23 protein-coding genes, 1 tRNA gene and 1 riboswitch are annotated in these 25,596 nt (G+C 36.9%); of the genes, 7 read left to right on the top strand and 17 right to left on the bottom strand.

Translation table 11 applies throughout. The features are described from left to right. Window positions 1-7: 7 nt before the first annotated feature. On the bottom strand, window positions 8-763 hold the full coding sequence (locus TTE_RS04240; RefSeq protein WP_009609853.1) for an SPOR domain-containing protein: 756 nt from the start codon (window positions 761-763) through the stop codon (window positions 8-10). Between the two features lie 161 nt (window positions 764-924). Here TTE_RS04240 and TTE_RS04235 point away from each other — a divergent pair, with 161 nt between their 5' ends. Beyond that, window positions 925-1,446, top strand: coding sequence for a lytic transglycosylase domain-containing protein (locus TTE_RS04235; protein WP_041587296.1), 522 nt, complete (start codon window positions 925-927; stop codon window positions 1,444-1,446). A 23-nt stretch (window positions 1,447-1,469) separates the two neighbouring features. Here the strand turns inward: TTE_RS04235 and typA are convergent, their stop codons facing one another. From typA to TTE_RS04175, 12 genes are all read right to left on the bottom strand, one after another. Continuing rightward, on the bottom strand, window positions 1,470-3,290 hold the full coding sequence (gene typA / locus TTE_RS04230; protein WP_011025264.1) for a translational GTPase TypA: 1,821 nt from the start codon (window positions 3,288-3,290) through the stop codon (window positions 1,470-1,472). A 172-nt stretch (window positions 3,291-3,462) separates the two neighbouring features. Next, window positions 3,463-4,866, bottom strand: a complete 1,404-nt coding sequence (locus TTE_RS04225; protein WP_011025025.1) for an ISLre2 family transposase — start codon at window positions 4,864-4,866, stop codon at window positions 3,463-3,465. 124 nt (window positions 4,867-4,990) lie between these two features. After that, entirely contained in the window at window positions 4,991-5,911 is a 921-nt protein-coding gene (locus tag TTE_RS04220; RefSeq protein WP_011025263.1) for a C40 family peptidase, read from the bottom strand. Window positions 5,912-5,918: 7 nt separating this feature from the next. Next, window positions 5,919-6,048: riboswitch (cyclic di-AMP (ydaO/yuaA leader) on the bottom strand. A 275-nt stretch (window positions 6,049-6,323) separates the two neighbouring features. Beyond that, complete coding sequence (locus TTE_RS04215) at window positions 6,324-7,367, bottom strand: IS30 family transposase (RefSeq protein WP_011025138.1); 1,044 nt, start codon at window positions 7,365-7,367, stop codon at window positions 6,324-6,326. A 190-nt stretch (window positions 7,368-7,557) separates the two neighbouring features. Further along, window positions 7,558-7,643: transfer RNA gene (locus TTE_RS04210), tRNA-Leu, on the bottom strand. Between the two features lie 47 nt (window positions 7,644-7,690). Continuing rightward, window positions 7,691-9,277 (bottom strand): peptide ABC transporter substrate-binding protein, encoded by a 1,587-nt coding sequence (locus TTE_RS04205; RefSeq protein ID WP_011025262.1) that lies wholly within the window; start codon window positions 9,275-9,277, stop codon window positions 7,691-7,693. Between the two features lie 19 nt (window positions 9,278-9,296). Next, window positions 9,297-10,331: a nicotinate phosphoribosyltransferase gene (locus TTE_RS04200; protein WP_011025261.1), complete on the bottom strand. Its 1,035-nt coding sequence runs from the start codon at window positions 10,329-10,331 to the stop codon at window positions 9,297-9,299. Window positions 10,332-10,394: 63 nt separating this feature from the next. Continuing rightward, on the bottom strand, window positions 10,395-10,892 hold the full coding sequence (locus TTE_RS04195) for a lytic transglycosylase domain-containing protein (protein ID WP_100525963.1): 498 nt from the start codon (window positions 10,890-10,892) through the stop codon (window positions 10,395-10,397). Window positions 10,893-10,944: 52 nt separating this feature from the next. Continuing rightward, complete coding sequence (coaE, locus tag TTE_RS04190; protein WP_009609833.1) at window positions 10,945-11,550, bottom strand: dephospho-CoA kinase; 606 nt, start codon at window positions 11,548-11,550, stop codon at window positions 10,945-10,947. Window positions 11,551-11,559: 9 nt separating this feature from the next. Next, window positions 11,560-14,175 (bottom strand): DNA polymerase I, encoded by a 2,616-nt coding sequence (polA, locus tag TTE_RS04185; RefSeq protein ID WP_011025259.1) that lies wholly within the window; start codon window positions 14,173-14,175, stop codon window positions 11,560-11,562. A gap of 72 nt (window positions 14,176-14,247) precedes the next feature. Beyond that, window positions 14,248-15,045, bottom strand: coding sequence for a zf-HC2 domain-containing protein (locus TTE_RS04180; RefSeq protein WP_011025258.1), 798 nt, complete (start codon window positions 15,043-15,045; stop codon window positions 14,248-14,250). After that, window positions 15,045-15,620 (bottom strand): RNA polymerase sigma factor, encoded by a 576-nt coding sequence (locus tag TTE_RS04175; protein ID WP_011025257.1) that lies wholly within the window; start codon window positions 15,618-15,620, stop codon window positions 15,045-15,047. The genes TTE_RS04180 and TTE_RS04175 overlap by 1 nt, the downstream gene beginning before the upstream one ends. Window positions 15,621-15,784: 164 nt before the next feature. On the opposite strand from TTE_RS04175, the gene TTE_RS04170 reads away from it, so the two are divergent. The 4 genes from TTE_RS04170 (at window position 15,785) to TTE_RS04155 (ending at window position 20,478) form a co-directional block, all read left to right on the top strand. After that, on the top strand, window positions 15,785-17,524 hold the full coding sequence (locus TTE_RS04170; RefSeq protein WP_011025256.1) for a sensor histidine kinase: 1,740 nt from the start codon (window positions 15,785-15,787) through the stop codon (window positions 17,522-17,524). Then, complete coding sequence (locus TTE_RS04165; protein WP_011025255.1) at window positions 17,496-18,233, top strand: LytR/AlgR family response regulator transcription factor; 738 nt, start codon at window positions 17,496-17,498, stop codon at window positions 18,231-18,233. The genes TTE_RS04170 and TTE_RS04165 overlap by 29 nt, the downstream gene beginning before the upstream one ends. A 142-nt stretch (window positions 18,234-18,375) precedes the next feature. Then, window positions 18,376-20,172, top strand: coding sequence for a carbon starvation CstA family protein (locus TTE_RS04160; protein ID WP_009609854.1), 1,797 nt, complete (start codon window positions 18,376-18,378; stop codon window positions 20,170-20,172). Window positions 20,173-20,184: 12 nt separating this feature from the next. Next, window positions 20,185-20,478, top strand: a complete 294-nt coding sequence (locus tag TTE_RS04155; protein ID WP_011025254.1) for a CC/Se motif family (seleno)protein — start codon at window positions 20,185-20,187, stop codon at window positions 20,476-20,478. A 15-nt stretch (window positions 20,479-20,493) separates the two neighbouring features. Here the strand turns inward: TTE_RS04155 and TTE_RS04150 are convergent, their stop codons facing one another. Further along, window positions 20,494-21,015 (bottom strand): hypothetical protein, encoded by a 522-nt coding sequence (locus TTE_RS04150; protein ID WP_011025253.1) that lies wholly within the window; start codon window positions 21,013-21,015, stop codon window positions 20,494-20,496. Window positions 21,016-21,239: 224 nt separating this feature from the next. On the opposite strand from TTE_RS04150, the gene pdaB reads away from it, so the two are divergent. Beyond that, on the top strand, window positions 21,240-22,214 hold the full coding sequence (pdaB, locus tag TTE_RS04145; protein ID WP_009609827.1) for a polysaccharide deacetylase family sporulation protein PdaB: 975 nt from the start codon (window positions 21,240-21,242) through the stop codon (window positions 22,212-22,214). On the opposite strand, the gene TTE_RS04140 is transcribed toward pdaB, so the two are convergent. The 3 genes from TTE_RS04140 to TTE_RS04130 form a co-directional block, all read right to left on the bottom strand. Then, window positions 22,197-23,702, bottom strand: coding sequence for an IS1182-like element ISTte1 family transposase (locus TTE_RS04140; protein WP_011025252.1), 1,506 nt, complete (start codon window positions 23,700-23,702; stop codon window positions 22,197-22,199). The two genes, pdaB and TTE_RS04140, sit on opposite strands and share 18 nt — an antisense overlap. Before the next feature lie 108 nt (window positions 23,703-23,810). Beyond that, window positions 23,811-24,218, bottom strand: a complete 408-nt coding sequence (locus TTE_RS04135) for a PspC domain-containing protein (RefSeq protein WP_011025251.1) — start codon at window positions 24,216-24,218, stop codon at window positions 23,811-23,813. A 19-nt stretch (window positions 24,219-24,237) separates the two neighbouring features. Continuing rightward, a complete protein-coding gene (locus TTE_RS04130; RefSeq protein ID WP_011025250.1) occupies window positions 24,238-24,519 on the bottom strand; it encodes a LiaF transmembrane domain-containing protein in 282 nt (93 codons plus the stop codon). Window positions 24,520-24,604: 85 nt separating this feature from the next. Between TTE_RS04130 and TTE_RS04125 the strand changes: the two genes are divergently transcribed. Then, complete coding sequence (locus TTE_RS04125; RefSeq protein ID WP_009609829.1) at window positions 24,605-25,528, top strand: glycosyl hydrolase family 18 protein; 924 nt, start codon at window positions 24,605-24,607, stop codon at window positions 25,526-25,528. The last annotated feature ends 68 nt before the right edge of the window (window positions 25,529-25,596 follow it).

Genomic DNA, 25,596 nt, shown 5'->3' with positions numbered 1-25,596 from the left:
CACCCCGCTATTTCGCAATATTTTCTAAAAAATTGTTATAATCTCCCCATGAATTCCACAAAAGCTGCTGCAAAAGTGAAAAAGTATTCTTATCTTTTAAGCTGCTGGAAATCTCTATCAACTTTACACTGTCTGCTATTTTTTGAACAATCTTGTCGACCTCTCCAGATATCTCTTCCACTTCTTTTTCTTTAAATGCCTTTTTGTCTTTATTCATCACCTCTACTTTTCTTTTCAATTCTTGTACCTCTTGAGGTTCAATACTTCCATTAAAGCTCTTAAATGAAAGAACAGAAATGTACCCCAAAATTTGCTGGAATTCGTCTAATTTGTTTGTAAAATATTCTATTTCTGATGTTAAATTCTTGTCATATTTTATTTTTAAATAAGGCGACTTTTTGGCATAAACTTCAGGCGTAATCCCTTTAGAACTCATCAAACCTGCAAACTCCAGAGCTTCTTCCTTAGTCAGAAACAAACCTATAACCACTTTATATTTCTCACCGTCTCCCTCAATAAAAGAAAAAATGCCGTTTAATCTCAGCAAATCTTGGCGATATTTGGCCTCTTCGTATTTGCCGTGAACACTTTCCACTACCTCAAATCCATCTATTCCTTTTATTGTAATATACTGAGGCTTAGCCTCTTCTTTTGAAATATTTGGTTCCACAACATTTTGCGAAATAAAATAACCAATCAGCAAAGAAACCAGCGGAATTATAATGATGACTAACAGCACTTCCAGCATTCCCTCGTTTTTCATCCCATATCTTCCTCTTCTTAATCGTTACACCTATATTATACTATACTTTTTCTAAAAATCCTTTAAAAATTTTTTCTAGGCCTTTTTTACTATTTTGCTCACAAAAAAGAGGTATTTGAAATTTTTTGTCGAATTATAAAAGTGAGGTGAAAAAAATTATGATTGACAGCGTAATAAACAGCATAATTGAGGAAAAATTTAAGGAAATACAGAGTAGACTCCCAGCCAATGTAAAAATATTTAGCACATCCTTAAATTTTCAAGAAATATTAAATAGCGAAATAGAGAATATCAATCAAAAGGATTCTCCCTCTGAAATTGAAAAACTAATACGAGAAGCCAGTCAAAAATATGGAGTAGACGCAAACCTCATAAGGTCAGTCATAAAAGCCGAATCCAACTTCAATCAGTTTGCTGTATCCCCTAAAGGAGCAATGGGTTTGATGCAGCTCATGCCATCCACGGCAAAGGAATTAAATGTAAAAAATCCTTTCGACCCTTCTCAAAACATAGACGGAGGAGTGAGATACCTAAAAAATTTACTAGATACATATAAAGATGTAAGATTGGCTCTTGCTGCTTACAATGCAGGTCCTCAAGCTGTAGAAAAATACCAAGGCATTCCCCCTTACCCTGAAACTATAAATTACATAAACAAAATTTTAAATGACTTGTATAAATAAAAGGGAGCCAAAAGGCTCCATTTCTATTTTTGTTTTGCACTTTTGTACCTCTGCTGGGAATCCAAAATTTTCTTTCTTATTCTTATGCTCTGAGGCGTAACTTCTACCAACTCGTCATTATCTATAAATTCTAGAGCTTCCTCTAAAGTCATCTTTTTCACAGGAGAAAGCCTTAGGGCTTCTTCAGCCGTTGCAGACCGCAAATTGGTGACGTGTTTTTTCTTACATACATTGACTTCAATATCCCCACTTCGGGAATTCATGCCGACAACCATTCCTTCGTACACCTTGGTGCCTGGCTCAATAAAAAGAGTTCCCCTTTCCTGAGCGTGATAAAGGCCGTAAGTCGTGGCAATACCCGTCTCAAAAGCAACAAGAGCTCCCCTTGATCGAGAGGGAATTTCACCTTTGTAAGGTTCATAGCCGTAAAACACAGAGGTCATTATTCCATTTCCCTTTGTATCAGTCAAAAACTCTGACCTGTATCCTATCAAACCCCTTGTAGGAATCTTAAACTTAAGCCTTATAGTCCCCGGTTTTAAAGTGTGCATGTCCATCAATTCGGCTTTCCTGGGCCCCAATTTTTCCATTACAACTCCCATGTACTCTTCTGGAATATCTACGGTCAAAAGCTCAATAGGTTCCATCTTTACTCCATTTACTTCCTTGAATATAACTGTAGGTTTTGAAACCTGTAGCTCATATCCTTCCCTTCTCATAGTCTCAATCAAAATAGAAAGGTGCAATTCTCCTCTGCCAGAAACCTTAAAAGAATCAGGGGAATCTGTCTCCTCCACTCTTAAAGCCACATTTGTCTCCAGTTCCTTAAAAAGTCTTTCTCTTAGATGTCTAGAAGTCACGTATTTCCCTTCTGTTCCTGCAAAGGGACTGGTATTCACACTAAAAGTCATGGACACAGTAGGCTCCTCAATTTCTACAAAGTCTACAGGTTCAGGGTTGTCCTTATCCGCTATTGTCTCTCCTATCTCAATATCTCTAATTCCCGAAACGGCTACTATATCCCCAAGTTTTGCCTCTTCCACAGGCACCCTTCTTAATCCCTCAAATTGGTATATGTTGTTTATGTTGAACTTCTGAATACTTCCACCCTTTTTGCATATCGCCACTTCTTCTCCAGCTTTAATTCTGCCTCTCACTACCTTTCCAATAGCAATCCTGCCGATGTAGTCGTCATAGTCCAAAGTAGTGACTATAAGCTGAAAAGGTCCCTCTATGTCTCCTGAAGGAGCAGGAATGTATTTTATTATAGTTTCAAATAGAGGCCTTAAATCACGAGATTCCTCCTTTAAATCTAATTTTGCTATGCCACCTTTTCCAGAAGTATACACAACAGGAAAATCAATCTGGTCATCATTGGCGCCAAGCTCTATAAAGAGGTCAAAAACCTCGTCAATGACCTCATTTGGCCTTGCATCAGGCCTATCAATTTTACTTATTACAACTATTGGCTTTAAATCAAGCTCCAAAGCCTTGCTCAAAACAAATCTCGTCTGGGGCATAGGTCCTTCAAAAGAGTCTACCAGAAGAAGCACTCCATCTACCATCTTCAAGACTCTTTCAACTTCACCGCTAAAATCAGCATGTCCTGGCGTATCAACTATATTTATTTTCACATTTTTATACCTTACCGCCGTATTCTTAGCTAATATTGTTATTCCTCTTTCTCTTTCAAGGTCATTAAAGTCAAGTATTCTCTCTTCCACTTTCTCATTCCACCTGAATATACCGCTCTGTTTTAACATGGCATCCACCAAAGTAGTCTTGCCGTGGTCTACATGAGCTATAATCGCTACATTTCTTACATCTTCCCTTACTGCCCTCATAAGGTATCTCCTTCCATAAAAAGGTATATCATGTACAGTATTATATGATATACCAAGCCATCAAAATAGTCAATATAAAAAGAGCACTTTGATAGTGTCAAGATACTGTAGGATTTTTTTAAGACAACCCCTGAAACTTAGTTAATTTCAGCCTTCAACTTATCATGCTTTTTTATATAACTTGTGCATATTTTAATGCTCTTAAAACCCTATATATTGGCGTTACTTTCCCTATATTCAAAACTGTAATATTGTTTATCTTTTCATTTGTAGACGTTTTAACTCTCCTTACCGCTTCTTTTATTTGCTTCTTCGTTAATTTGTAACTTCCTGCATTTATATTCTTTTTCTTGCCCCATTCTACTTCTCTTAAGTCTCCTCCATTCTTGCTAAATACCCTTAATTTCGCCATTAGTTTTAATCCTTCTCTGCTCCACCCTAATGGATTCCTGCTTAGTCTTGCTGAAAATACATGGCTTATATGTCCTTCTGCACTGCACCCTATTACATCTTCGTCTTCGTTGTATATTTTTATCCCTTCCCAATTGTTTAGTATGTATTTCTTTGCTTCTTTTATCTTCTCTTTCTCTCTCTCTTCCTCTGCTGCCTTTATTAACTCATCAAATACCTTCTTTACTCTTTCTTTATCCCCTTCATTTATTGCTCTCCATATCTTATCCCTATACTTTGGCTCTTTTGATGTAGCTTTTAATACGTATTTGTTTAAATGATATCTGTCTAGTACAAACCTTGATTTTAATATCCATTTTAATCCCTCTTTTATCCACGGTGCCCCATCTCCTGCTATGTATATCTTCTCTATCTTCTCTTCTTTGTAATTGTCTTCTATGTAATTTGCTACATCTATCCATATGTCTTCAGGTTTCTCTCCTACATATGCTTTGTAATAGACATTCTTCAGTACGTTCCTTCCGTTTTTCTCTTCTCTACCTTCATGTATGTATACTAATCGTGGAGTTTCATCTCTCCCGTCCTGTAAAGGTACATGGTCCTCGTCTGCCTCTATGTATAAAACCCTTACTTCTTTCTTTTCTTTTATTTCTCTCTTTACTTCTACTTCCCCTATTTCCCTTATTGCATTTAATACCGTCTGTTTACTTAACTCCTCTGGACATGCTTTTTTACTACTTCTCTCATATGATTCTTCTATTGCGTTTTCTACTAACTTTATCTTTACTCCCTTTTCTATCCTATCGTGCCGTCCTATCTCTAATGCATCATCCACCAAATATGTATATCTCCCATCCTCTTTAGATTTGTAATATGTCCTCTCATATTCAATATCCCCAAGGACTGTCGTTAATCTCTTTTTATCTTTCCTCTCTACTACCCATTTTTCTTTCCTTCTCTTGTCTTCTTTTATTATCCTATCTAACTCTTCAATAATTGCTTCTATTGCCCCTCTACCTAGTTTGTCCGTGAGTTCCTTTATCCTTGCTACAAGCTCTGTAATATTCATTCCTTTGTTTAACAAATCACCAAAAATTTCTACTACTTCCTCAGTGAAATTTAGAGCATTTTGTAGTATAATATCCTCAAAGATATGTTTTTTCACAAGAGACACCCCTTTCTGTGATGTTTTGTTTCCAAGTTCTATTTTATCACAGGGGTTGTCTCTTGTTTTTTTCACTCAAAAAATCCTACGATAATTTTACACTATGGAGCACTTTTAAAGTGCTCTATTTAATCACTCTTTTTGCTTTTACATAGTGGGAAAGGTAATAACCTTCATTTAGAGGACTTATAATCACCTTTCCAGCCCCTGAAGAAGCGTGTATGAACTGTCCATCTCCAATATATATCCCTACGTGATTTATAATGCTACTTCCCAGAGTTCTAAAAAATACCAAGTCACCTTTTTCTAAGCTGTCGCGAGTAACCGTATCCCCTACGTTAGCCTGCTCATCCGCAGTCCTGGGTAAACTAAAACCAAAGTTTGAAAATACATACGATACAAAGCCCGAACAGTCAAAACCTTTAGGAGAACTTCCACCATACACGTACCTCGTACCCAGAAAAGACTTGGCAAAATCTATTAATTTATCTACGAGGCTTCTGTCCACTTCCCCTCTTGATGCATAAACCCCGCTTCTGACTGATAAGTACTCCCTGTAAATCCAGCCTTCCTGTCCATTTGAAAGTTTCACTTTGTACCAGCCGTTCTGCCTGTCTAAAACCTCAACCTGGGTACCTTTACTAAGCTGCATCAAAACTTTCCCTGATAAGCTGCCTTCACTCCTTAAATTTACATAATTTCCCGTCACAACTCCTACGCTAACTTCACCCGTATCTCCGCGCGAAACTCCATTAGAAGACCTGACTGATAAGTACTCTCCGTAAATCCAGCCCTCTCTTCCATCAGAAAGCCTTATCCTGTACCAGTCACCTTGCTTCTCTAAAACAGTAACTACTTCGTCCTTACTCACTTGCGTAATTACGCTGCCAGAGAGGCTCCCCTCTGTTCTCACATTTACATAATTCCCCGTAACCTTTCCAACCCCTAATCCCTCTGCAAAAACTGGATGCAAAAAAGAATTCCCTATTAATGTCATGCCAAAGACAGAAACACCAAAAATAATTTTACCTATTTTCGATTCCATTTTGCAAATCTCCTTCCTTTAATGCCTCCGGAGTTAGCTGTCGGGTGCGGGACAGAAGGCATCCCTACTGCGGGAATCCGCAGATTAACCCCAAAAAGCGGTTCCTCCGTACCTTTCGGATTCGGCAAGATTGCAAACTTGTCTTTTTTTCTATCTTACCATACAGAAACTTCAAAGTCAATGTTTACATTACATTTTCTTAAAAAAATTTAATCTTTTATAAATTGCAATATTAAATGCAACACCTAATGAAAATCATGTAGATATAGGATTTGGAACAAATCATATATAACCTTAAGCCCATCTTAGTTAACAAATTGAGCGAAGGTCGTGATTTGTCAAGGGTTAAAGTCAGTCGAAGCCTGCCCCTTGACAAATCACGAACGAGCTCTAAACTTTATAAGGGATGGGCTTAACAGATTTTTGCCAGCTCTTCATAAAAGTATTCCTTAGGCGTTTTGTAATTTAACAATTTTCGTGGAAGGTTATTAAGCCAGTTTTCTACTCTCTTTATCGTATCTATAGATAAATCTTTAATACTTTTACCTTTAGGGATGAAACGTCGTATAAGACCGTTATGTCGTTCATTTGTAGCTCTTTCCCAAGATGAATATGGATGTGTATAATATACTTCTACGCCATATTCTAAAAGAGCACTTTCTAAATCACTAAACTCTGTACCATTATCAGATGTTATGGTTTTAAAGACCTTGCTTAAATTGTCACCAAACATATCTTTTAATTTTGATAATGCATCTTTAACAGATTTATTGTCTTTTGCATCTAATAAGAATATTATTTCATGGCGAGTCTTACGCTCTATTAATGTTAAAAGGACCTTGTCATTAGATTTCTTGCCAATTAACGTATCTATTTCCCAATGCCCAAAAACTTCACGGCTTTCAACTTCTTTAGGCCTAAAATCAATACTTTTACCCATAATACGTTTATTTTTACGGTTTTGTTTCTTCCTTGGTTTTAAGCGTAGTTTTAAAGGTAAATCAATGTTTTTAACTTTTAATAATCCTCTATCTATATAGTTGTACAGTGTTTTAGTACAAACAATAGTTTTATTATTCCAGCTTGGGTCCTTTTTACAATAACCTACAACTGCATCTGGTGACCATTTTTCATTTAATATTTTATTTTCAGCATATTTCAAGAAATCTTCTGCTTTAGCTACTTTAAATTTAGCTCCGCAATTTGAGCGATTTTTTTCGTAGATAGCTTGACCGGTTTCAGGAAAATAGCTTGTATAAGAAGATAAATCACTTCTAAGTTGTGTAGTAGTTCCACGTTTAATTTCACGGCTTATAGTGCTTGGAGATCGATTAAGTTTTTTAGCAATATACCGAATACTTCTTCCTTCTTTGAGTAATGCATAGATCTCTCCTCGTTCGTAGCTACTTAAGTGTTTAAAAGAACGCTTTTTTGTGGTATCATTATTATGAACCATAGTGAAAATCCTCCTTGTATGATGTTTAGTTGACACCTATATCATACACGATTTTCACTATGGTTTCTATTCTTTTATCTGTTGCATTTAATTATACAACTAACCAAAAATTTAATCTTTTCTTAATATAGTTTATAAAAATTTAATCTTTGTGACACAAAAAAATAAAGGGGTTTTCCCCTTTTCTCTCTGGTGCGGCGGGTGGGACTTGAACCCACACGGGATTAGCCCATACGCCCCTCAAACGTACGCGTCTGCCAGTTCCGCCACCGCCGCGAAACTTCCTTGTACGTCATAAATTATATAATCTTTTATCTCACCTGTCAATACTGTTTTTTTAAATACCAACTAGAAATATTGTTAAAAACATTAAAAGAAGTGGGGTCAATCCCTTTTACATTACCATAGGCCATAACGGCGCCTTCTAAGTAAAAAAGCCCTATCACTGGCTGTTCTTCAGCCAAAAATTCCCCTACCTTATAATAGTTATTTCTTAAACTTTTTTCATCTGTTTCTGAAAATACTTTGTTAAAGAGGTCATCAAGTGATGGATTGCTATATCCCATAAAATTGTCTTTCCCTCTCGTCATAAACATGGAAGAAATATCCTGATTATAGTTTAAGTTCCACTCCATTAAAGCCAAATCAAAATTCCCTGAAAAAACAGATTTAAGCAAGTCATCCCATGAAGCAGGGACTACATTTATATCAATTCCAATTTCTTTTAGATTGGTCTTTATAATCTGCGCCACTTTTAAAAGGTATGGATTGTCAGAATTTACTAGCAAATTAAACTTAAGCTGATATCCGCCTTTTGTGCCTATCCCGTTTGCCTTTAACCACCCAGCATCCTGTAGCACCTTATCAGCTTCTTTTATGCTGTAGACAGAAGCGATCTTAGGGCTATAAAGCCAGGAATCAGGTCTTATCGGAACATTAGATTTTAATCCGTGCTTAAAATAAACCTCTCTTAAAATCCTGTCCACATCTATTCCATAGGCTATAGCCTTTCTCACAGCCACATCTGAAAATACCTGTTTTTTTAGATTTGGTGCCAAAAATACGTACCTTTGCAGCGTGTACTTGTATATGTTTATACTAGAATTCTCCCTGTACTTATCCCAGTCCACATCCTTAATAAAAGTAAAATCTGCTTCTTTGCTCAGAAAAGAAGTTATCATGGCATTTTCATCAGACACTATTTTAAAATTTATCTCTTCTAAATGAGGTTTCTCCCCCCAGTAATGCGGATTTCTCTTTAAAACAACAGAATTGCCTTGACCGTAAGAGACAATCTTATATGGACCCGTCCCAATAGGAACTAGTAGAGGGTTTACAATATCTCCTTTGTCTTTGTACTGGTGCTCAGCCACAATTGGAAAAATAAATAAAGCCAAAGGATTCGCCACAGGTCCGTTTAAACTTACTTCAAACTCATAATCGCCTATTTCTCTGTAGGAAGAGATGTGCGCCTTTATTAAATCTTTATAAGGGCTTTTGGACCCTTTGTCAAGGAAAGAATCCATTGTAAATTTCACATCTCTTGCTGTAAAACTCTCCCCGTCCTGCCACTTTATATTTTTCCTCAGATAAAATTTTATATTTAATCCATTTACTTCCCATTTATAGGCAAGAAGAGGAATAGGCTTTAAACTTTTATCAAGTGTAACAAGCGGTTCGAGGGTTAAATTGAGAAGCTGTCTTACCATTTCATTGTCATTCAAAAAAGGATTTAAAGTGTCAAAAGAAGTTATATTAACCCTCAAAGTTCCGCCTTCCTGAATTTCTTCCTGAGAGGCTTCTTTCTTACTTTCCTTCTTTTCAGGAATTGCAGTAATATCTGGAGAATTAATTTTACAGCCGGTCAGTAAAAATGCAAAAATAAAAACAAAAGCCAGAAATCTTTTCATTAACACTCATCTCCGGAAATCACTTAATCTTTTTTAACTTCTTGTTTTCTATTATTCCCGGAATCCTCCCTCTTTTTGCCACAGGAACTCCTTCAACTTCTTTTATGTCCATAGTCATATCAATAGGCTGTGCATCAGAAATATAACTCCCTACCCCAAAAGCATCTGCCCCGCTCTCTGCAAGGAGTGCGACTCTCTCAGGCGTAAGCCCACCTGAGACTATGATCTTTACATGAGAAAAGCCCTTTTGATTAAGCCTTTGCCTTAATTCATAGACTAGATCAGGTGTAACTCCTCCCCTTTCAGAGGGAGTATCAAGCCTTACACCGTACAACCTGTCTCCGAGAAATTCAGCAACCCTTAAAGCTTCTTCCACTTCATCCTTAAAAGTGTCTACTAAAATAGTAATCTTTTCATCAGGGGGAGTTATATCTCTATAGGCTCTTGCCACTTCTAAAGTATCTCCTACTATCAAAAAAGCCGCATGAGGTACAGTTCCTCTTGGCTCTTTGCCCATCAATTTCGCACCGAGTATACAACTTGCATCATCCGCTCCTCCCACCAAGGCAGCTCTTTCCATAACAGGTGCTACAGCGGGATGAACATGTCTTGCTCCAAAGCAGAGTACAGGTTTGTCCTTAGCCACTTCTTTGAGCTCTCTTGCAGCAGTAGCCCATCCAGAAGAGCTGGCTAGAATGCCCAAAATAGCAGTTTCATACACCCCAAATTCGCTATAGGGTCCTCTTATCCTCATGACTGTCTCTTTCGCCTCAAATGTCTCTCCTTCTTCTAAAGACCACACCTCTACGTTCTTGTCTTTGAGAAGGCTCATAACTTCGGGCAAGCCAGCAAAAACTCCTTTTTTTCTAGGAAATATCTCTGCTGTGACTACTTTATCCTGCACTCCTAGATAAGTTAAAATATCCTGTGTTCTCAAAAAATACACATCAGTAGTCCACGCATTCTTTATCTCTTCGTGAGTAGCCGAAAAAAATTCCCTATCTTTGTCAATTTTTACTTCTTTTAAGTCCTTTAAATATTTTAGCTTTTTCAACTGTTTTGTCCTCCCTATCCCAATATTTTTTTCTTTCAACGATTACTATTATACCAGCTTTCTTCACTTTTTTGTATATATAAACTTATACATTTGGTAAACTGCCAACACCTTCTTCACGTATCTATCCGTCTCAGGAAATGGAATACTGTGAAGCTGTCTTCCATCCTGTGAAAACCTCTTGTCTTTAAGCCAAAGGTCTACATTTCCGCATCCACCATTGTAAGCCGCAAGTGCTAACTTTAGATTGCCATCAAAATTTTTGAGAAGATAATGAAGGTACCACACCCCCATTTTTATGTTGACCTCTGGATTAAAAAGGATTTCTTCCTTAAAATCTTTCATTCCCAGTTTTGCGGCAATCCATCTTCCAGTATCAGGCATTATCTGCATTAAACCTATGGCATTCCTGTTCGATATCGCATAGGGATTGAAGTTGCTCTCTACTTTTATTATCGCAAAAACGAGATAAGGGTCCAGTCCAAATTCTTTGGAATAGGAATTTACATATTCTTCGTACTTTAAAGGATAAAATTTCTTCAAAAAATAGTGAGTATTCATTTCAAACGTCAAAAGAATAGCCAAGATTATTAGTAGAAAAAGTACCCATCTCTTAATCAAAGTAACTCCTCCGATCAAATCTTTGCCATAAAAGTCGTACTTGCTCTTCAGTTTTCCTCAAATCTTTGCTGTTATTTATTATAAAATCCGCGTACTTTATTTTCTCCTCTAAAGGCATCTGGCTTTTTATCCTCTTTAAAGCTTCTTCACAGGAAAAACCATCTCTTTCCATAACCCTTTTTATTTGCGTGTCTATATCTACAACCACAAGCCAAACTTCATCTACCAGTTTGTAAAGCCCTGTCTCAATTAAAAGGGCTGCATCTATGACAATCACTTTATCTTTATCCTTTTCTTCCTCTATCATTTTCTTTATTTTATCTATTATTTTGGGATGAGTGATTTCATTCAATCTTTTGAGCTTTTCTTTGTCGCTAAACACAATTGACCCTAATTTTTTTCTGTCTATATTTCCCTCTTTATCTAAAATCTCTTTGCCAAAGCAATCTACAATCTCATTATATGCTTCTTTTCCCTTTTCCATTATCTCACGGGAGACCAAATCTGCATCTATTATCTTAGCCCCGAGTTTTGCCAAAATTCCAGACACCGTGCTTTTCCCTGAACCGATGCCTCCCGTGAGCCCAACTACTCTCATATTTCCACCTCACTTAGCCAAAAACCAGTTAGGACCCACCCCAATTTCAACAACCAGCGGAACTTTCAGCTTTATCACATTCTCCATGTTTTCTTTGAGTATTTCTTTCACTAACTCCAGCTCGTCCTTATAAGTATCAACAACAAGCTCGTCATGGACCTGCAATATGAGCCTGGACTTTAAATTCAACCTCTTAAATTCTTGATAAACTTTTACCATAGCCATTTTTATTATGTCGGCAGCACTGCCTTGGATTGGCGTATTCATAGCCAGCCTTTCCGCTTGTGAGCGCTGTGTGAAATTCCTCGAATTTATTTCAGGAATGTACCTCCTCCTGTTCATTATAGTAGTCACATATCCATTTTCCTTGGCAAATCGAATCACCTTTTCTATATACTCTTTTACTCCCTTATACTTTTCAAAATAATTGTCAATATATTCCTTAGCTTCTTTCCTCGAAATCTTCAAGTCTTTCGCCAAGCCATAATCGCTTATTCCATATATTATCCCAAAATTTACTACTTTAGCTGCTCTTCTCATCTCTGGAGTGACATTTTGAGGAGGCACTTTAAAGACTTCGGAAGCCGTCCTCAAGTGTATGTCTTCATTGTTCATAAAAGCTTCTATCAACTTTTCATCTTCAGAAAGATGTGCCAAAACCCTCAATTCAATCTGTGAATAGTCTGCAGAGACGATATAGCCGTCTTTTGTCCTCGGTATAAAAGCCCTCCTTATCTGTCTTCCAAACTCCTCCCTCACAGGTATATTCTGAAGATTAGGCTCTGTGCTGCTTATCCTGCCAGTCGCCGCCACCATCTGTTTGAAATTAGAATGCACTCTGTCATTTTCGTCCATCAAGGGCAAAAAACCCTCTATGTAAGTAGACTTGAGCTTGGTAAGCTGTCTGTACTCTATTATCTCACTTACAATGTCATTATAAGCTGTAAGCTGCTCTAAGACTTCGGAATCAGTCGAGTAACCTGTCTTTGTCTTTTTAATTACGGGTAGGTTGAGCTTTTCAAAGAGAAATTCTCCCAACTGCTTTGGGGAATTTACATTGAACTGGTATCCTGCTTCTTTGTAAATTTTATCCAATATTTCAGAAATCCTCTCATCTATCTTTTCGGAAAGCTCCTTTAAAACATTTCTGTCCAGTGTAAATCCATCCACTTCCATTGATTTTAAAACTTCCACAAGAGGCATCTCTATTTCCAGCAAAAGCTTCTTCATGTCCATCTCTTCAATAAAAGCCATAAGCTTATCTTTTAACTCAAATAAGTGGCTGCACCTTCCACATATGTACTCTGCCATTACTTCTTCGCTTACTTCTTCATACCTTCTCCTGTCTTTTCCTTTCCCAAATACTTCCTCATGGGACAATATATCCACTTTAAGGTATCTTTTCAATACCCTCTCCAAATCGTAATTGGACTCAGAAGGGTTGAGAAGATAAGCCATTATAGCAGTATCCAGATATTTACTCTTACATTCTATGCCTTTGTAAGAAAGTTTCACTAGGAAGTCTTTTATCTCATGGGAAACAAATTCAGCATCTTCTCTTTCAAATATTTTTCTTAAGTCTTCTAACCTTTCAACATCTGAATAAAGGGTAGTACCATCAAAAGAAAATGCTATCTTTTTTACATCCCCCTCATAGATCAAAGGATAAAAGGCAACATTTTTTGCACTTTCTAAAAGCCTTGGCACTTCTCTAATGTCAACTTTTTTCCACTTTCTTATTGAAACAGTTGGAATGACCTCTTCTCCTTCCTTTTTGATGCTGTCTAGAAGGCTATAAAATTCAAGCTTGTTAAAAAGGTCCCATAATTTTTTGTAATTAAACTCTTTTAATCTATACTCTTCAAAGTCAATCTCAAGAGGAATATTCCTATTTATAGTGGCTAATCTTTTGCTCATGACAGCCAGTTCTCTATTTGCTTCTATTGTCTCTTTAATCTTTCCTGACAATTTTGATATATTTTCAAGAAGATTTTCCACCGAGCCAAATTCCTTCAAAAGCTTGATAGCAGTCTTTTCCCCTATATTAGGTATTCCAGGAATATTGTCCGACTTGTCCCCCATCAATCCCTTTAAATCCACAAACTGCTGCGGAGTTATTTCATACCTTTCTAATACCGCTTTTTCATCAAACTCTTCCATCTGCGTTATGCCCTTTTTAGATATTTTCACCTTTACCCTGGGGGAAATAAGTTGGAGAGCGTCTCTGTCTCCCGTGACAATTACCACTTCCATCCCTTTTTCCTCTGCCATCTTTGAAACTGTTCCTATTATGTCATCTGCTTCATATCCTTCCAATTCTAAAGTCTTTATGTTAAAGCCATCAATTACTTCTTTTAAAAGCTCTACCTGTTCAGAAAGTTCTTCTGGCATAGCCTGTCTGGTGGCTTTGTACTCCTTAAACTCTTTATGCCTGAAAGTCGGAGCTTTTTTGTCAAAAGCGATTGCCACATAGTCAGGTTTTTCTTCCTCCAGCAATTTTATTAACATCATAGTAAAGCCGTACAATGCATTTGTATGTAATCCCTCACTGGTAGTAAGCATCGGTAAGGCATAATAAGCCCTGTACATCAGACTGCTACCATCAATTAACAGAAACTTTGCCATTAAACCACTCCCGTTTAATTTTTTCTCCTTTATGTATTTTAATATACCGCAAAAAAAAGAAGATGTAAATTGTCATCTTCTCTTAAAATAAATATACCCTTTATAAGCACCAAAAATTACGCCTAAAAGGCCTAAAATTATAACAACAATCGGTTTAAAGTCATTTCTTTCTTTTATCAAAAGGTCTATTGTGGCCCAATTGACGGGCTGCTCTACCTCTTTAGTGGCAATCTGCAATTTCGTAAACTTCCCTGTCTCTTTTAACTCAGAAATCACTCTTTCAAAACTTTCCTCTTTAACTTTAAGAGTAAGTTTTACTTCCCTCTCTTTCTTGCTGTAACTTTCTACATGCCCTCCTTCGCCTTTTACTATCTTAACGATTTTTTCGGATTCCTCAGTTAAATTACTTACTTCCATGTCAATATAAGCAATTTTTGTAATTTTCCTTGAAACATTTGCAGGAAGCTTTCTTTCAAGTCCTTTCCCCTCGGCACTTCCAGCTCCAGCCATCTGGAGAATATCTGAAGATGGTCCTTTGTATTTTCCTAAGTTAATATCAAAAGCATGAACCAAAAACATTGTCATGAGAAGTAAAGAAGCAGCTAAAATTCCAGCTAGAAAACTTTTTCTTCTGTTTTCTCTTTTCTTTTTCAATTTAGCTATTTTTTCGCGCAAAGACTCATTAAAGCTTTCTGGAACGTCTTCTAAAGGGAGTAGCTTCAAATTTTCTATTATTCTTTTCTGCATCAAAAATTCTCTTCTGCAGCTTTCACAAGTTCTCAAATGTTCTTCCAATTTTTCTTTTTCCTTCTCCCCTAATTCATTATCAAAATATGCCTGCATAAGTTCAAGGGCTCTTTTGCAATCCATCACTCTCGCCTCCTCTCTTGAAAACCTGAAAACTCTGGAAGCGATTTTATCCTCTCTCTTAAAAGATTTCTCGCTCTCCATATCCTGGACTTCACTGTCCCGAGATTGACTTTTAATATACTAGCAATTTCTTCATAATTCATCCCTTCTATATCCCTTAAAATAAGAGCTATTTTGTAATCTACAGGGAGTTTACTTATCTCTCTTCTCACCATTTCTACAGTGAGCTTTTGCTCAATTACCTCTTCAGGCGTTTGAAAACTTTTTATTTCTAATTCATCTTCAGCGGCTGTCACAAGGTTGACTTCCGACCTGACCTTTTTTCTAAGGTAATCCATAGCAGTATTTACAGCAATCCTGTAAATCCAGGTCCTGAAACTGCTGTCTTTTCTAAAAGTTTTTATGCTCATGTAAGCTTTAATAAAAGTTTCCTGGGCAATATCTTTTGCTTCTTCTTTTTCTTCCACAATTCTCAATATGACATTATACACATACTTCTCATAGTTTTCTATGAGCAAGCTAAATGCTTCATCATCTCCATTTCTTGCTCTTTCCAAAAGTTCCTCCTGTCCCACCTTCTAGACCTCCCCTTCTACTTTTTAGACGAAATTATTTAAAAATTGTTCCTTAAAATAATCCATTGCAGTAGAGTAAAAATTTTTGTACAATAGATGTGACAAGGTACAAATTATTACTACGACAAAAATACAAAAATTCCTTTATTTTGGAGTGAATACCTATGTATGACCTTTTAATCATTCTGGCGGAAAGATTTAGCATAATTGCACTTTTAGCCTTTCTCCTCTCAAAAGCCGAATTTTTCAAAAAAATGGTATACAATACTGCTCTCACCAAAAAAGACCTGCTCATCACCATGCTTATATTTGGCCTGATTGGAATAGCAGGAACTTACCTAGGAGTCCCCATAAATGACGCAATAGCAAATTCAAGAGTAGTGGGCCCTATGGTGGCAGGGCTTATAGGCGGACCTCTTGTAGGCCTGGGCGCAGGCCTTATAGCAGGTGTACATCGCTTCTTCCTAGGAGGCTTCACAGCCATCTCCTGTGGAATATCCACCATTATTGAAGGTTTTGCAGGTGGCCTCATACGAAAATACTACAAAGGTGAATATATACCCTGGGAATACGCATTTATGGCAGGATTTATAGGCGAAGGAGTGCAGATGCTGATAATTTTGGCGACAGCTAAACCTTTTCATCAGGCCGTTGAACTTGTAAAAATCATAGGAATCCCTATGATGGTAGTAAATGCTACAGGAATAGGCATTTTTATGATAATGATAAAATCCATATTCGACGAAAAAGAACAGATTGCTGCAATGCAGGCAAAAATAGCTTTAGATATCGCCTCCAAAACTCTTCCTTATTTGAGAAAAGGCTTAAATGAAGAATCCGCTCAAAAGACAGCAGAAATAATCTTAGAGTGCACAAATGTCTCCGCAGTAGCAATCACTGACAAAAAGAGAATACTGGCCCATGTCGGAATAGCTTCTGACCACCACAAACCAGGGATGTCCATACTAACAAATGCCACAAAAGAAGCAATACAAAAAGGAGAAATAAGGATTGCAAAGTCTAAAGAAGAAATAGGCTGTCCTTATGAAAACTGTGAACTTCACTCTGCTGTAATTGTACCACTTTTTAAATATGACAAACTAGTAGGTACTCTAAAACTTTACAAAGGAGGAAAAAAATCGCGCGGCAATGTAATAACCAATACAGAGATAGAACTGGCGAAGGGGCTGGGACATTTGATATCATATCAGCTAGAAATTGCAGATGCAGAGTACCAGAAAAAATTGGCAACCGAGGCAAAATTAAATGCCCTTCAGTCCCAAATAAACCCTCATTTTCTGTTTAACTCTTTAAATACTGTTATTTCCTTCATACGCACAAATCCAGAAAGGGCAAGAGAACTTTTAATAAATTTGAGTGAATATTTCAGGCACAATCTGAGAAATGTAGGAAAATATATAACCATTGAAGAAGAATTAAACAATATAAACGCGTATCTGTATATTGAAAAAGCTCGTTTTGGCGACAAACTGAATGTAGAGCAAGATGTAGATATAAGTGTGCTTTCCTGTTACATGCCCTCATTTATACTGCAGCCTATTGTAGAAAATGCTGTAAAGCATGGAATTTTACCAAAAGGCGAAAGAGGGACGGTAAAAATAAAAATAAAAGATGAAGGAGATTATATAAGCTTCTATGTGGAAGATGATGGGGTAGGAATGACTGAAGAAGAACTGCAAAATCTCTTTAAGAAGGGAGTAGGAAAAGGAGCAGGAATAGGTCTTTACAATGTCAACGAAAGGCTCACTGTGGCTTTTTGCAAGGAATGTGCCTTGTCAATTGAAAGTAAATTAGGTGAAGGCACAAAAGTATCCTTCAAAATTCCTAAAATTTACCTGCAGAGGAATGATATTTATGAAGAAGCTGAGAGCGTTAATTATTGAGGACGAACAACCTGCCAGAGAAGAACTAAAATATCTATTGCAGGAATATGAAGATATAGAGGTAGTTGGAGAAGCAGACAATGGAATAACTGGATTACATCTGATTGAAAAACTAAAACCAGACGTCATATTCTTAGACATAAACATCCCTAAAATACACGGCTGTGAACTGGCAAGGCACATTTCAGCGGTTTCCGAAATAGGAAAACCTCCCTTTGTAGTCTTTGTAACCGCCTATGATATTCACGCCATAGATGCCTTTGAAATAGGTGTGGTGGATTATCTGCTAAAGCCCATAAGCCATCATCGCCTGTATAAAACCTTAGAAAAAATAAGGTCTTTATACAAAGAAACTGAAATTCCAATTAGAAAACTTGCTGTGGAAAAGAACGAGAGAATAAAGCTTTTAGACTTAGAAGAAATAGTGTTCGCAGAAGCCCATGAAGGAAATGTGCTAATAAACACCAAAAATGAAACCTTCATCTACAAAGGCACAATAAAAAGCCTTGAAGAGAAACTAAAAGATAGAGGATTTTTTAGAGTACAAAAAAGCTATATAGTAAATCTAAACAAAATCGCAGAAATACTGCCCTGGTTTAAAGGAACATACTGGCTTGTGATGGAAGATAATAAAAAGACACAAATACCCGTGAGCAAATCTCAAATAAAAGAATTAAAAGCCTTACTTGGCCTTGACAGGGAGACTTAATCCCTGTCATTTCTTTTTATCTTTTCATATTTCCTTTCATCTTAGAAATTTACCATCTCATCTTAAAATTGCTGAAAGCGTTTAATTAGTATGATAAATTTTAATATGCAAGATTTTAAACTCAACTTGGGAGGGATGGTGAATGAATGGCTTAACACTAGTAATCATCACACTAAGCGTCTACGCCCTGGCATACCGCTTTTATGGAGCATGGATCGGAGCAAAAATTTTAGCATTTGATGAAAACAGGACAACTCCTGCATACAGGCTTGAAAATGGCTACGATTACGTGCCAACAAACAAATGGGTTTTATTTGGTCACCACTTTGCAGCAATAGCAGGAGCAGGTCCTCTTGTAGGTCCAGTGCTCGCTGCCCAGTTTGGATACCTTCCAGGAGCATTATGGATTTTAATCGGAGCCGTCCTGGCAGGAGCAGTCCATGACATGGTAATACTGTTTGCATCAGTCCGATATGATGGTTCCTCCATAATAGACATTGCAAGAAAAGAAGTAGGCAAAGTATCAGGTATAGCTACAGCTATAGCAGTTCTATTTATACTTGTTCTTGCAATGGCAGGACTTGCACTAGTTGTAGTAAACGCTTTATACAACAGCCCGTGGGGTACTTTTACAGTAGCAGCTACAATTTTAATAGCAATGTACATGGGAATTCACATGAAGTATATAAGAAAGGACGACATAGTAGGAGCTACAATAATAGGCGTTATACTGCTTGTATTGTCTGTTATAGCAGGACCTTATGTTGAAAAGACAGCGTTAGGGCATTTCCTCACTTTCAATGCCAAGCAAATGACAGTGATTTTAGCAACCTACGGTTTTGCCGCTGCAGTTTTACCTGTATGGCTGTTACTTGTGCCAAGAGATTACCTCAGCACTTATCTAAAATTAGGCGTTATGGCACTTCTTGCTATAGGAGTTATAATTGTAAACCCTGAAATAAGGATGCCTGCAATTACACAGTATGTAGCTGGAGGAGGTCCTATAATCCCCGGAAAGGTATGGCCTTATGTGTTTATAACAATCGCCTGCGGTGCGATTTCAGGTTTCCACTCGCTAATATCTTCTGGAACAACACCTAAGATGATCAAAAATGAAAAAGACATTCTACCTGTCGCATACGGAGCAATGCTGGCAGAGGGCTTTGTCGCAATGATGGCCTTGATTGCTGCAACAAGCTTAATACCAGCCGACTACTTCGCTATAAACGTTCCCCCGCAAGTGTTTGAAAAGTTAGGAATGCATCCAGTCGAGCTTCAACACCTCTCTCAGATGGTGGGAGAAAATGTCGCAGGAAGACCTGGCGGCGGAGTGACACTGGCAGTTGGAATGACTTATATATTTGAAAAAATACCATGGATAGCCCATTTGAGCTCCTACATCTATCACTTTATAATATTGTTTGAAGCTCTATTCATACTGACTACAATAGACGCCGGAACAAGAGTAGGGAGATACCTCTTGCAGGAAGCAGGTGGCTTAATTTACAAGCCTTTTGCAGATAGAAACTGGTGGCCAGGAATAATAATCACAAGCTTTTTAATCTCCTTCTCCTGGGGCTACCTTGTTTACGGAGGAAGTGTATCTACAATCTGGCCTATATTTGGAGCTTCTAACCAGCTGCTTGCAGGAATAGCACTGGCACTGGGTACAACTGTTATAATTAAAAAAGGCAAAGCCCAGCACGCATGGGTGACATTTGTGCCATTCCTGTTTGTGTCAATTACTACTCTATATGCAAGTTATTTAAATATTGTAAATAACTACCTACCAAAAGGAAATTGGGTACTAGTAATTCTCTCTGCAGCAGTAATGATATTAGCCATCACAATAATAGTAGACTCCTTCATCAAGTGGTACAAATGGCTGGTTACTGATAAACTCACAAAAGAGCAGATTGAAGCAAGCGTATTTAATTAATGCAGAAACGGGGTGTGTTATTTGAAAATTAGTGACGCTGCAAAAGAATATATACTAAAAAAAGGCGGCAATATATACATCAAATACCACGACATACGAAACTGCTGCATAGAGCCTAATCTCACCCCTGAAGTATTCATCGGAACCCCCTCAAATCCCGAGAAGTACTATGTAATAGGAGTAGACAGAATAAATGTGTACGTGGACGGCATAATATACGAAAGGGAACTGGAAAACTTGACAATTGAATTAAAAAGCTTTCTCGGGATAAAATACCTGGTTGTGAGCGGATGGAAAGTAATTTGAGGCAGGAAAGTGCTTCTAGCACTTCTCCTGCCTCTTTTTTATCTCTTCTAAAAACTCATCTCTTTTACTCACACAGAATATAATTTCATTTACTTTCCTCTTTTTTAGGAACATATAGTAAAACTCGGCTTCACTTTTGAGTTTTACCTTGATAAGGTCTTTCCTCCCAAAGTACCCGTAGTAAACACCGTCAGAAAATCTCATCCCTAAAAAAGGTATATTTTTTTCTTCAAACTTACCTATTTCTTCAATCTGAGAATACTTGATATGTACAAATCCAAACACGCCAAATCTCAGCACAACTCTATCTTCTAGCACCTCATGAAAGGAATTAGCTAAGGATAGCAAAAAACCGCACAAAATAACCATTGAAAAGACATAGACCATCCATTCTGCAAAAGTTTCAAACACTTCAAATCCCTTTTCGTTTATCTCAATAAAAGTTCTGTAAAAAATCAAAACTAGTAAAAAACATACTGCAAATGCAAGAGCGTATAAAATTATCCTTTCACTTTTTCTAAAAGTGCTGTATTTCATGATCTCCCCCTCTCAAAGTGTTTATAATAACACATTGCAGAAATACCTTTTATTAGCTCAATAATGCTCTTTGTAATATTGACAGGTGGTAAAGTCGGAACTTAACTCCATCTCCAGCGTCTAATATATTGAAAAGTTACAAAACTGTAACACAAAGTTAATAAATTCTTAATAAATTTAAAGCCTTCCAATGCTATAATAAAGCTACATAAGGAGATGGTCAAATGCGCTTTAAATCCTTTGCAATCATACTTTTAGTTTCAATACTGGTAGGTTCCGTTGCTTTCGCCTACAAATACATCACTGAAGATAAATATCTTCAAACGAATTTTTATTCTGCAAACCAAAAAGAAAATGTGAATTTAAATACCCTTGACAGTAAATCTAACAATAGCAAAACAATTACAAGCGAAGAACGTCCTTTAAGCGAAACGGAGCAAAATTACGTCTCTTCAACACCAGAACCTTCTACTCCTGAAAAGGTCTTAGAAAAACATAATAAAGATCTAGACAATGACCCTAACATAAGCCAATTTATTCTCAACTTTGTAAACAGGCCTGAAAGAGACAAACTCTTCGGTTCCCCTGTAGCTTTTAGCAAAAAGGTATTAGGTTCAAATCCTTCCTCTGGAAAAGAAGTAGCTTTGACTTTTGATGACGGCCCTTTTCCAATTTACACAGAAAAATACGTTGATATATTAAAGAGCATGGATGTAAAAGCTACATTTTTTGTGATAGGAAAGCACGCTGAAAAACACCCAGAGCTTTTAAAGTACATCGTAGAAAATGGAAATGAAATTGGGCTTCACTCCTACAGCCATTTTAATATGAAAAAATTAAAACCCGAAAAAATGGTAGAAGAACTTTACAAAACGCAGCAGATAATAGTAGAAGCAACCGGGATAAAGCCCACTCTTTTTAGGCCCCCTTTTGGGGCTTACAACTCTACTTTAATAGAGATTTCAAACGCTTTAGGACTAAAAGTAGTTTTGTGGAATGTGGACCCGGACGACTGGCGAAATCCTTCTGTTGAAAGCGTAGTAAATAGAGTCTTGTCTCACACAAGAGACGGTTCAATAATACTCATGCACGAAGGAAAACCTAGCACTTTGGCTGCACTGCCTCAAATTATAAAAAAGTTAAAAGAAGAGGGATATAAATTTGTCACTGTTTCAGAACTTTTAGAAAAGAGGGATTAAAATTCTAATCCCTCTCAGTTTGTTGACAAAGCAAAATTTTAGCCCCTGTTTTCTTAGTACCGAAAGCAGGGGCTGTATATATCTGGATAAAATTTTCTTTAAAACTCCAAATAATGGATAAAGTTTTGAAATGTCAAAGGGCCCTTTGCCCTTCCTCCATAACCATAAGGCCATTTTCTTTAAATTCATGGCAGCAAAAACAAGCATCGCTTGCATGGACAATTTTTCCTTCCCTCTTAACGTCGTCCATCGCAAACCATGCTTCTCCTTTAAATCTGCAAATACTCTCTCTATTGTCTCTTTCCTTCTCTCATATACTTCTTTACAGTAAGGTGTATGCCTTAGGTGTTCTGCTTCTTCTACATATCCTTCCCATATGTGCCTGAATATCCTCTTTGTGTAGTCTTTACTTTGGGTACACTTTTCTCTTAGAGGACAGTTTTTACATTTTTCTGGGTTTGATTTGTATTCTCTATATCCTTCTCTGTTGGTTGTAACATATGTTAATATTTCATTCTGCGGGCATATGTAACAGTCATAGTATTCATCATAAACAAATTCATGTTTTTTCATGAAACCATCTTTTGTTTTTGGCCTTGTGTATGGTACTGCTGGTATTATTTGTCTATCAAATATTGTCTTTAATATGTACGGATTTTTATAGCCTGCATCTACTGCTATTGCTTTCGGTTTTCTTACCCTCTTTTCAACTTCTTCTAATACTTCTTGAAACATCACACTGTCGTGTACATTTGCTGCTGTTACTTTTACTCCTAATACAAATCCATTTTTATCGCAGGCTGTATGAAAAGAATATGCAAAGATTTTTTCTTTTCCGTTTTTGTTTAACATTCCGCTATCTGGGTCTGTTTTGCTTACTTTCACTTCTTTCGTCTTTATCTTCTTGATTTTCTTTAATGGCTTTTTGCCATGAGCTTCTCTATCTTTGTTTATTTCTTCTTCTAGTTTTTCTTGATAAGTCCTGGCTTCTTGTTCTACTATTTCTTTGGTGTATTTCTTCTTGTTGGCACTTGCTTTTACATGGGTTGAATCTATGAATACTTCCTCTGCATTTACTAGCCCATGTTTTATTGCTTCTTCTAAAATCTTCGTAAATATTTTCTCAAATATGTCTGTCCCTTTGAATCTTCTTATGTAGTTCTGACTAAATGTTGAAAAATGAGGTATTTCTTCTGTCAGCCCATACCCTAAAAACCATCTATACGCTACATTTGTTTTTATTTCTGCTATTGTCCTCCTCATCGATGGTATGCCAAAAAGATATTGAATGAAAAGTATTTTTATGAGTACTACTGGGTCTATGCTTGGTCTGCCGTGACCCTCGGAATATTTGTCTTTTACTAAATCGTATATGAAGCTAAAGTCTATGACTTTTTCTATCTTTCTTAAAAGGTGGTCTTGTGGTACTAATTGATCTATGCTTACAAATTCTATTTGATGTCTTGCATCCTCTTTCTTTGATAACATCTTTCTTCTCCTCTCCTCTTTTGCTTTGTACCGTTAAAAAAACAAGGAACCCTTCTCATAATAACGGGTTCCCGATATTTTGTCAACAGTCTGAGAGGGATTAAAATTCTAATCCCTCTTTAATAATATCCATATACCAAGTCCAATTAAGACTATTGGCCACAGCATTCTAAAGCTCACAAATGGAAATAATTTCGGCAGCAAAATCAAAAGGCCTAAAATTATCAATCCCCATCCCAACACTTCATTCGCTCTATTATCTTTAATCTCTTTTTCACTTCCTACTTCGCCCATCTCATTTTTCGTTTTATCCACTGCCTTCCCTGTCTGATAGGGATTTTCAGGAATTATAATCCACGCTATCAAGTAAAAGAGAAGCCCTCCTCCGCCAAAAATCACTGTGACAAGGCATATAAGCCTTACTAAAGTCACATCTACATTAAAATATTCAGCAATGCCTCCACAAACTCCTCCAAAAATCCTCTGCTCCCTCGACCTGTAAAGCCTTTTACTCATTCACATTTCCTCCAATCTGCTACCATATTCTTAAATCAAAAGGCGGTAAATAAAAAATTTCGCTAGTAAAAAATAACATTAAAATTGCCAGCAAAATAGCTCCAACGTTTATTCCGCTGTTTTCTTCCCCGTACAATTTTTTGCTAAACAAAAGCTCTAGCCCCAGAAAAATAAAAAAACAAGGCCATATAATCTCATATACAAAATAAGGAATGGCAATATAAAATTTTTCTAAAATGAGTATTATTCCAACAAAGATGAGGGAAATCCCACTTGTCAAAATCCCTGTCCTTCTTCTCATATTTTTTCACTCCTTATCGCCCTATAGTTCCATTATACATATTATGAAAATATAAATCAATTTTAAAATTTTCGGAGGGGTTAAAATGGACAACAAGTGGTATTTTGATATAGCACCTGGATCCATTGCTGATTTACAACAGCACGCAAGAGATATAACAACATTAATTCCCTTCTGGTATGGGGTAAAAGAAGATGGCACATTGGCAGACATGTCCTCCAGTGAGGTCAAAAAAATTGCCTCTGATAACAATTTACCTATTTATCCCATAATTCACAATTACTCAGACCCAAAAAAATCTCAGCTAATCCACGACCTAATATCTACTCCCCACTTGAGAAGAACTCTAATCTCAAACATACGCAATATGCTTGAAGTAAATAACTATCCCGGAGTAAATATAGACTTTGAATTCGTCCCTCCTGAAGACAGGGAAAACTTAAACATTTTTATACATGACCTGTATGCCACCTTAAAACCCACAGGTAGAACTGTCACAATTTCTGTGCCAGCAGAGCTAACTGACAACCCAAGACATCCATTTTCTGGAGCTTTTCAATACTCCTTTATCGCCCAATACGCCGATGAAATATACATCCTAGCCTACGACGAACACTTTTCACAGCCTGGTCCGATCTCTTCAATAGGCTTTGTCACAAGTGTTTTAAATTACGCCGTAACAGTGATACCTCCTCAAAAAATATGGCTGGGAATGGCTGTTTATGGGTATGATTGGACACAGGGCGTAAATTACCCAAGAACTCTAACATACCAACAAGCTGTGGACTTAGCAAAAAATTTAGGAGTAACTATAATATACGACCAAACCGCTCAAGAATCCACTTACACTTACGTATTAGACGGCAAAGTACACTCAGTTTGGTTTGAAGATTCAAAAAGTTTTTCTGCAAAATTATCTCTAGTAGACAGCTACAAACTATCCGGTATAGCCGTGTGGAGATTGGGGCAAGAAGACCTTAACATATGGAACATTTTAAAAACAAAATAATTTTCCTCTCATGGGAACTTTTTTATCTTTTTTACGTCTAATATAGTGAAAAAACTAAAGGGAGGTCT

It is taken from the genome of Caldanaerobacter subterraneus subsp. tengcongensis MB4 (genome assembly GCF_000007085.1).
Classification (GTDB): domain Bacteria; phylum Bacillota; class Thermoanaerobacteria; order Thermoanaerobacterales; family Thermoanaerobacteraceae; genus Thermoanaerobacter; species Thermoanaerobacter subterraneus.
The sequence above is the reverse complement of the archived record's forward strand: the minus strand, read 5'-3'. Positions and strand labels throughout refer to the sequence as shown.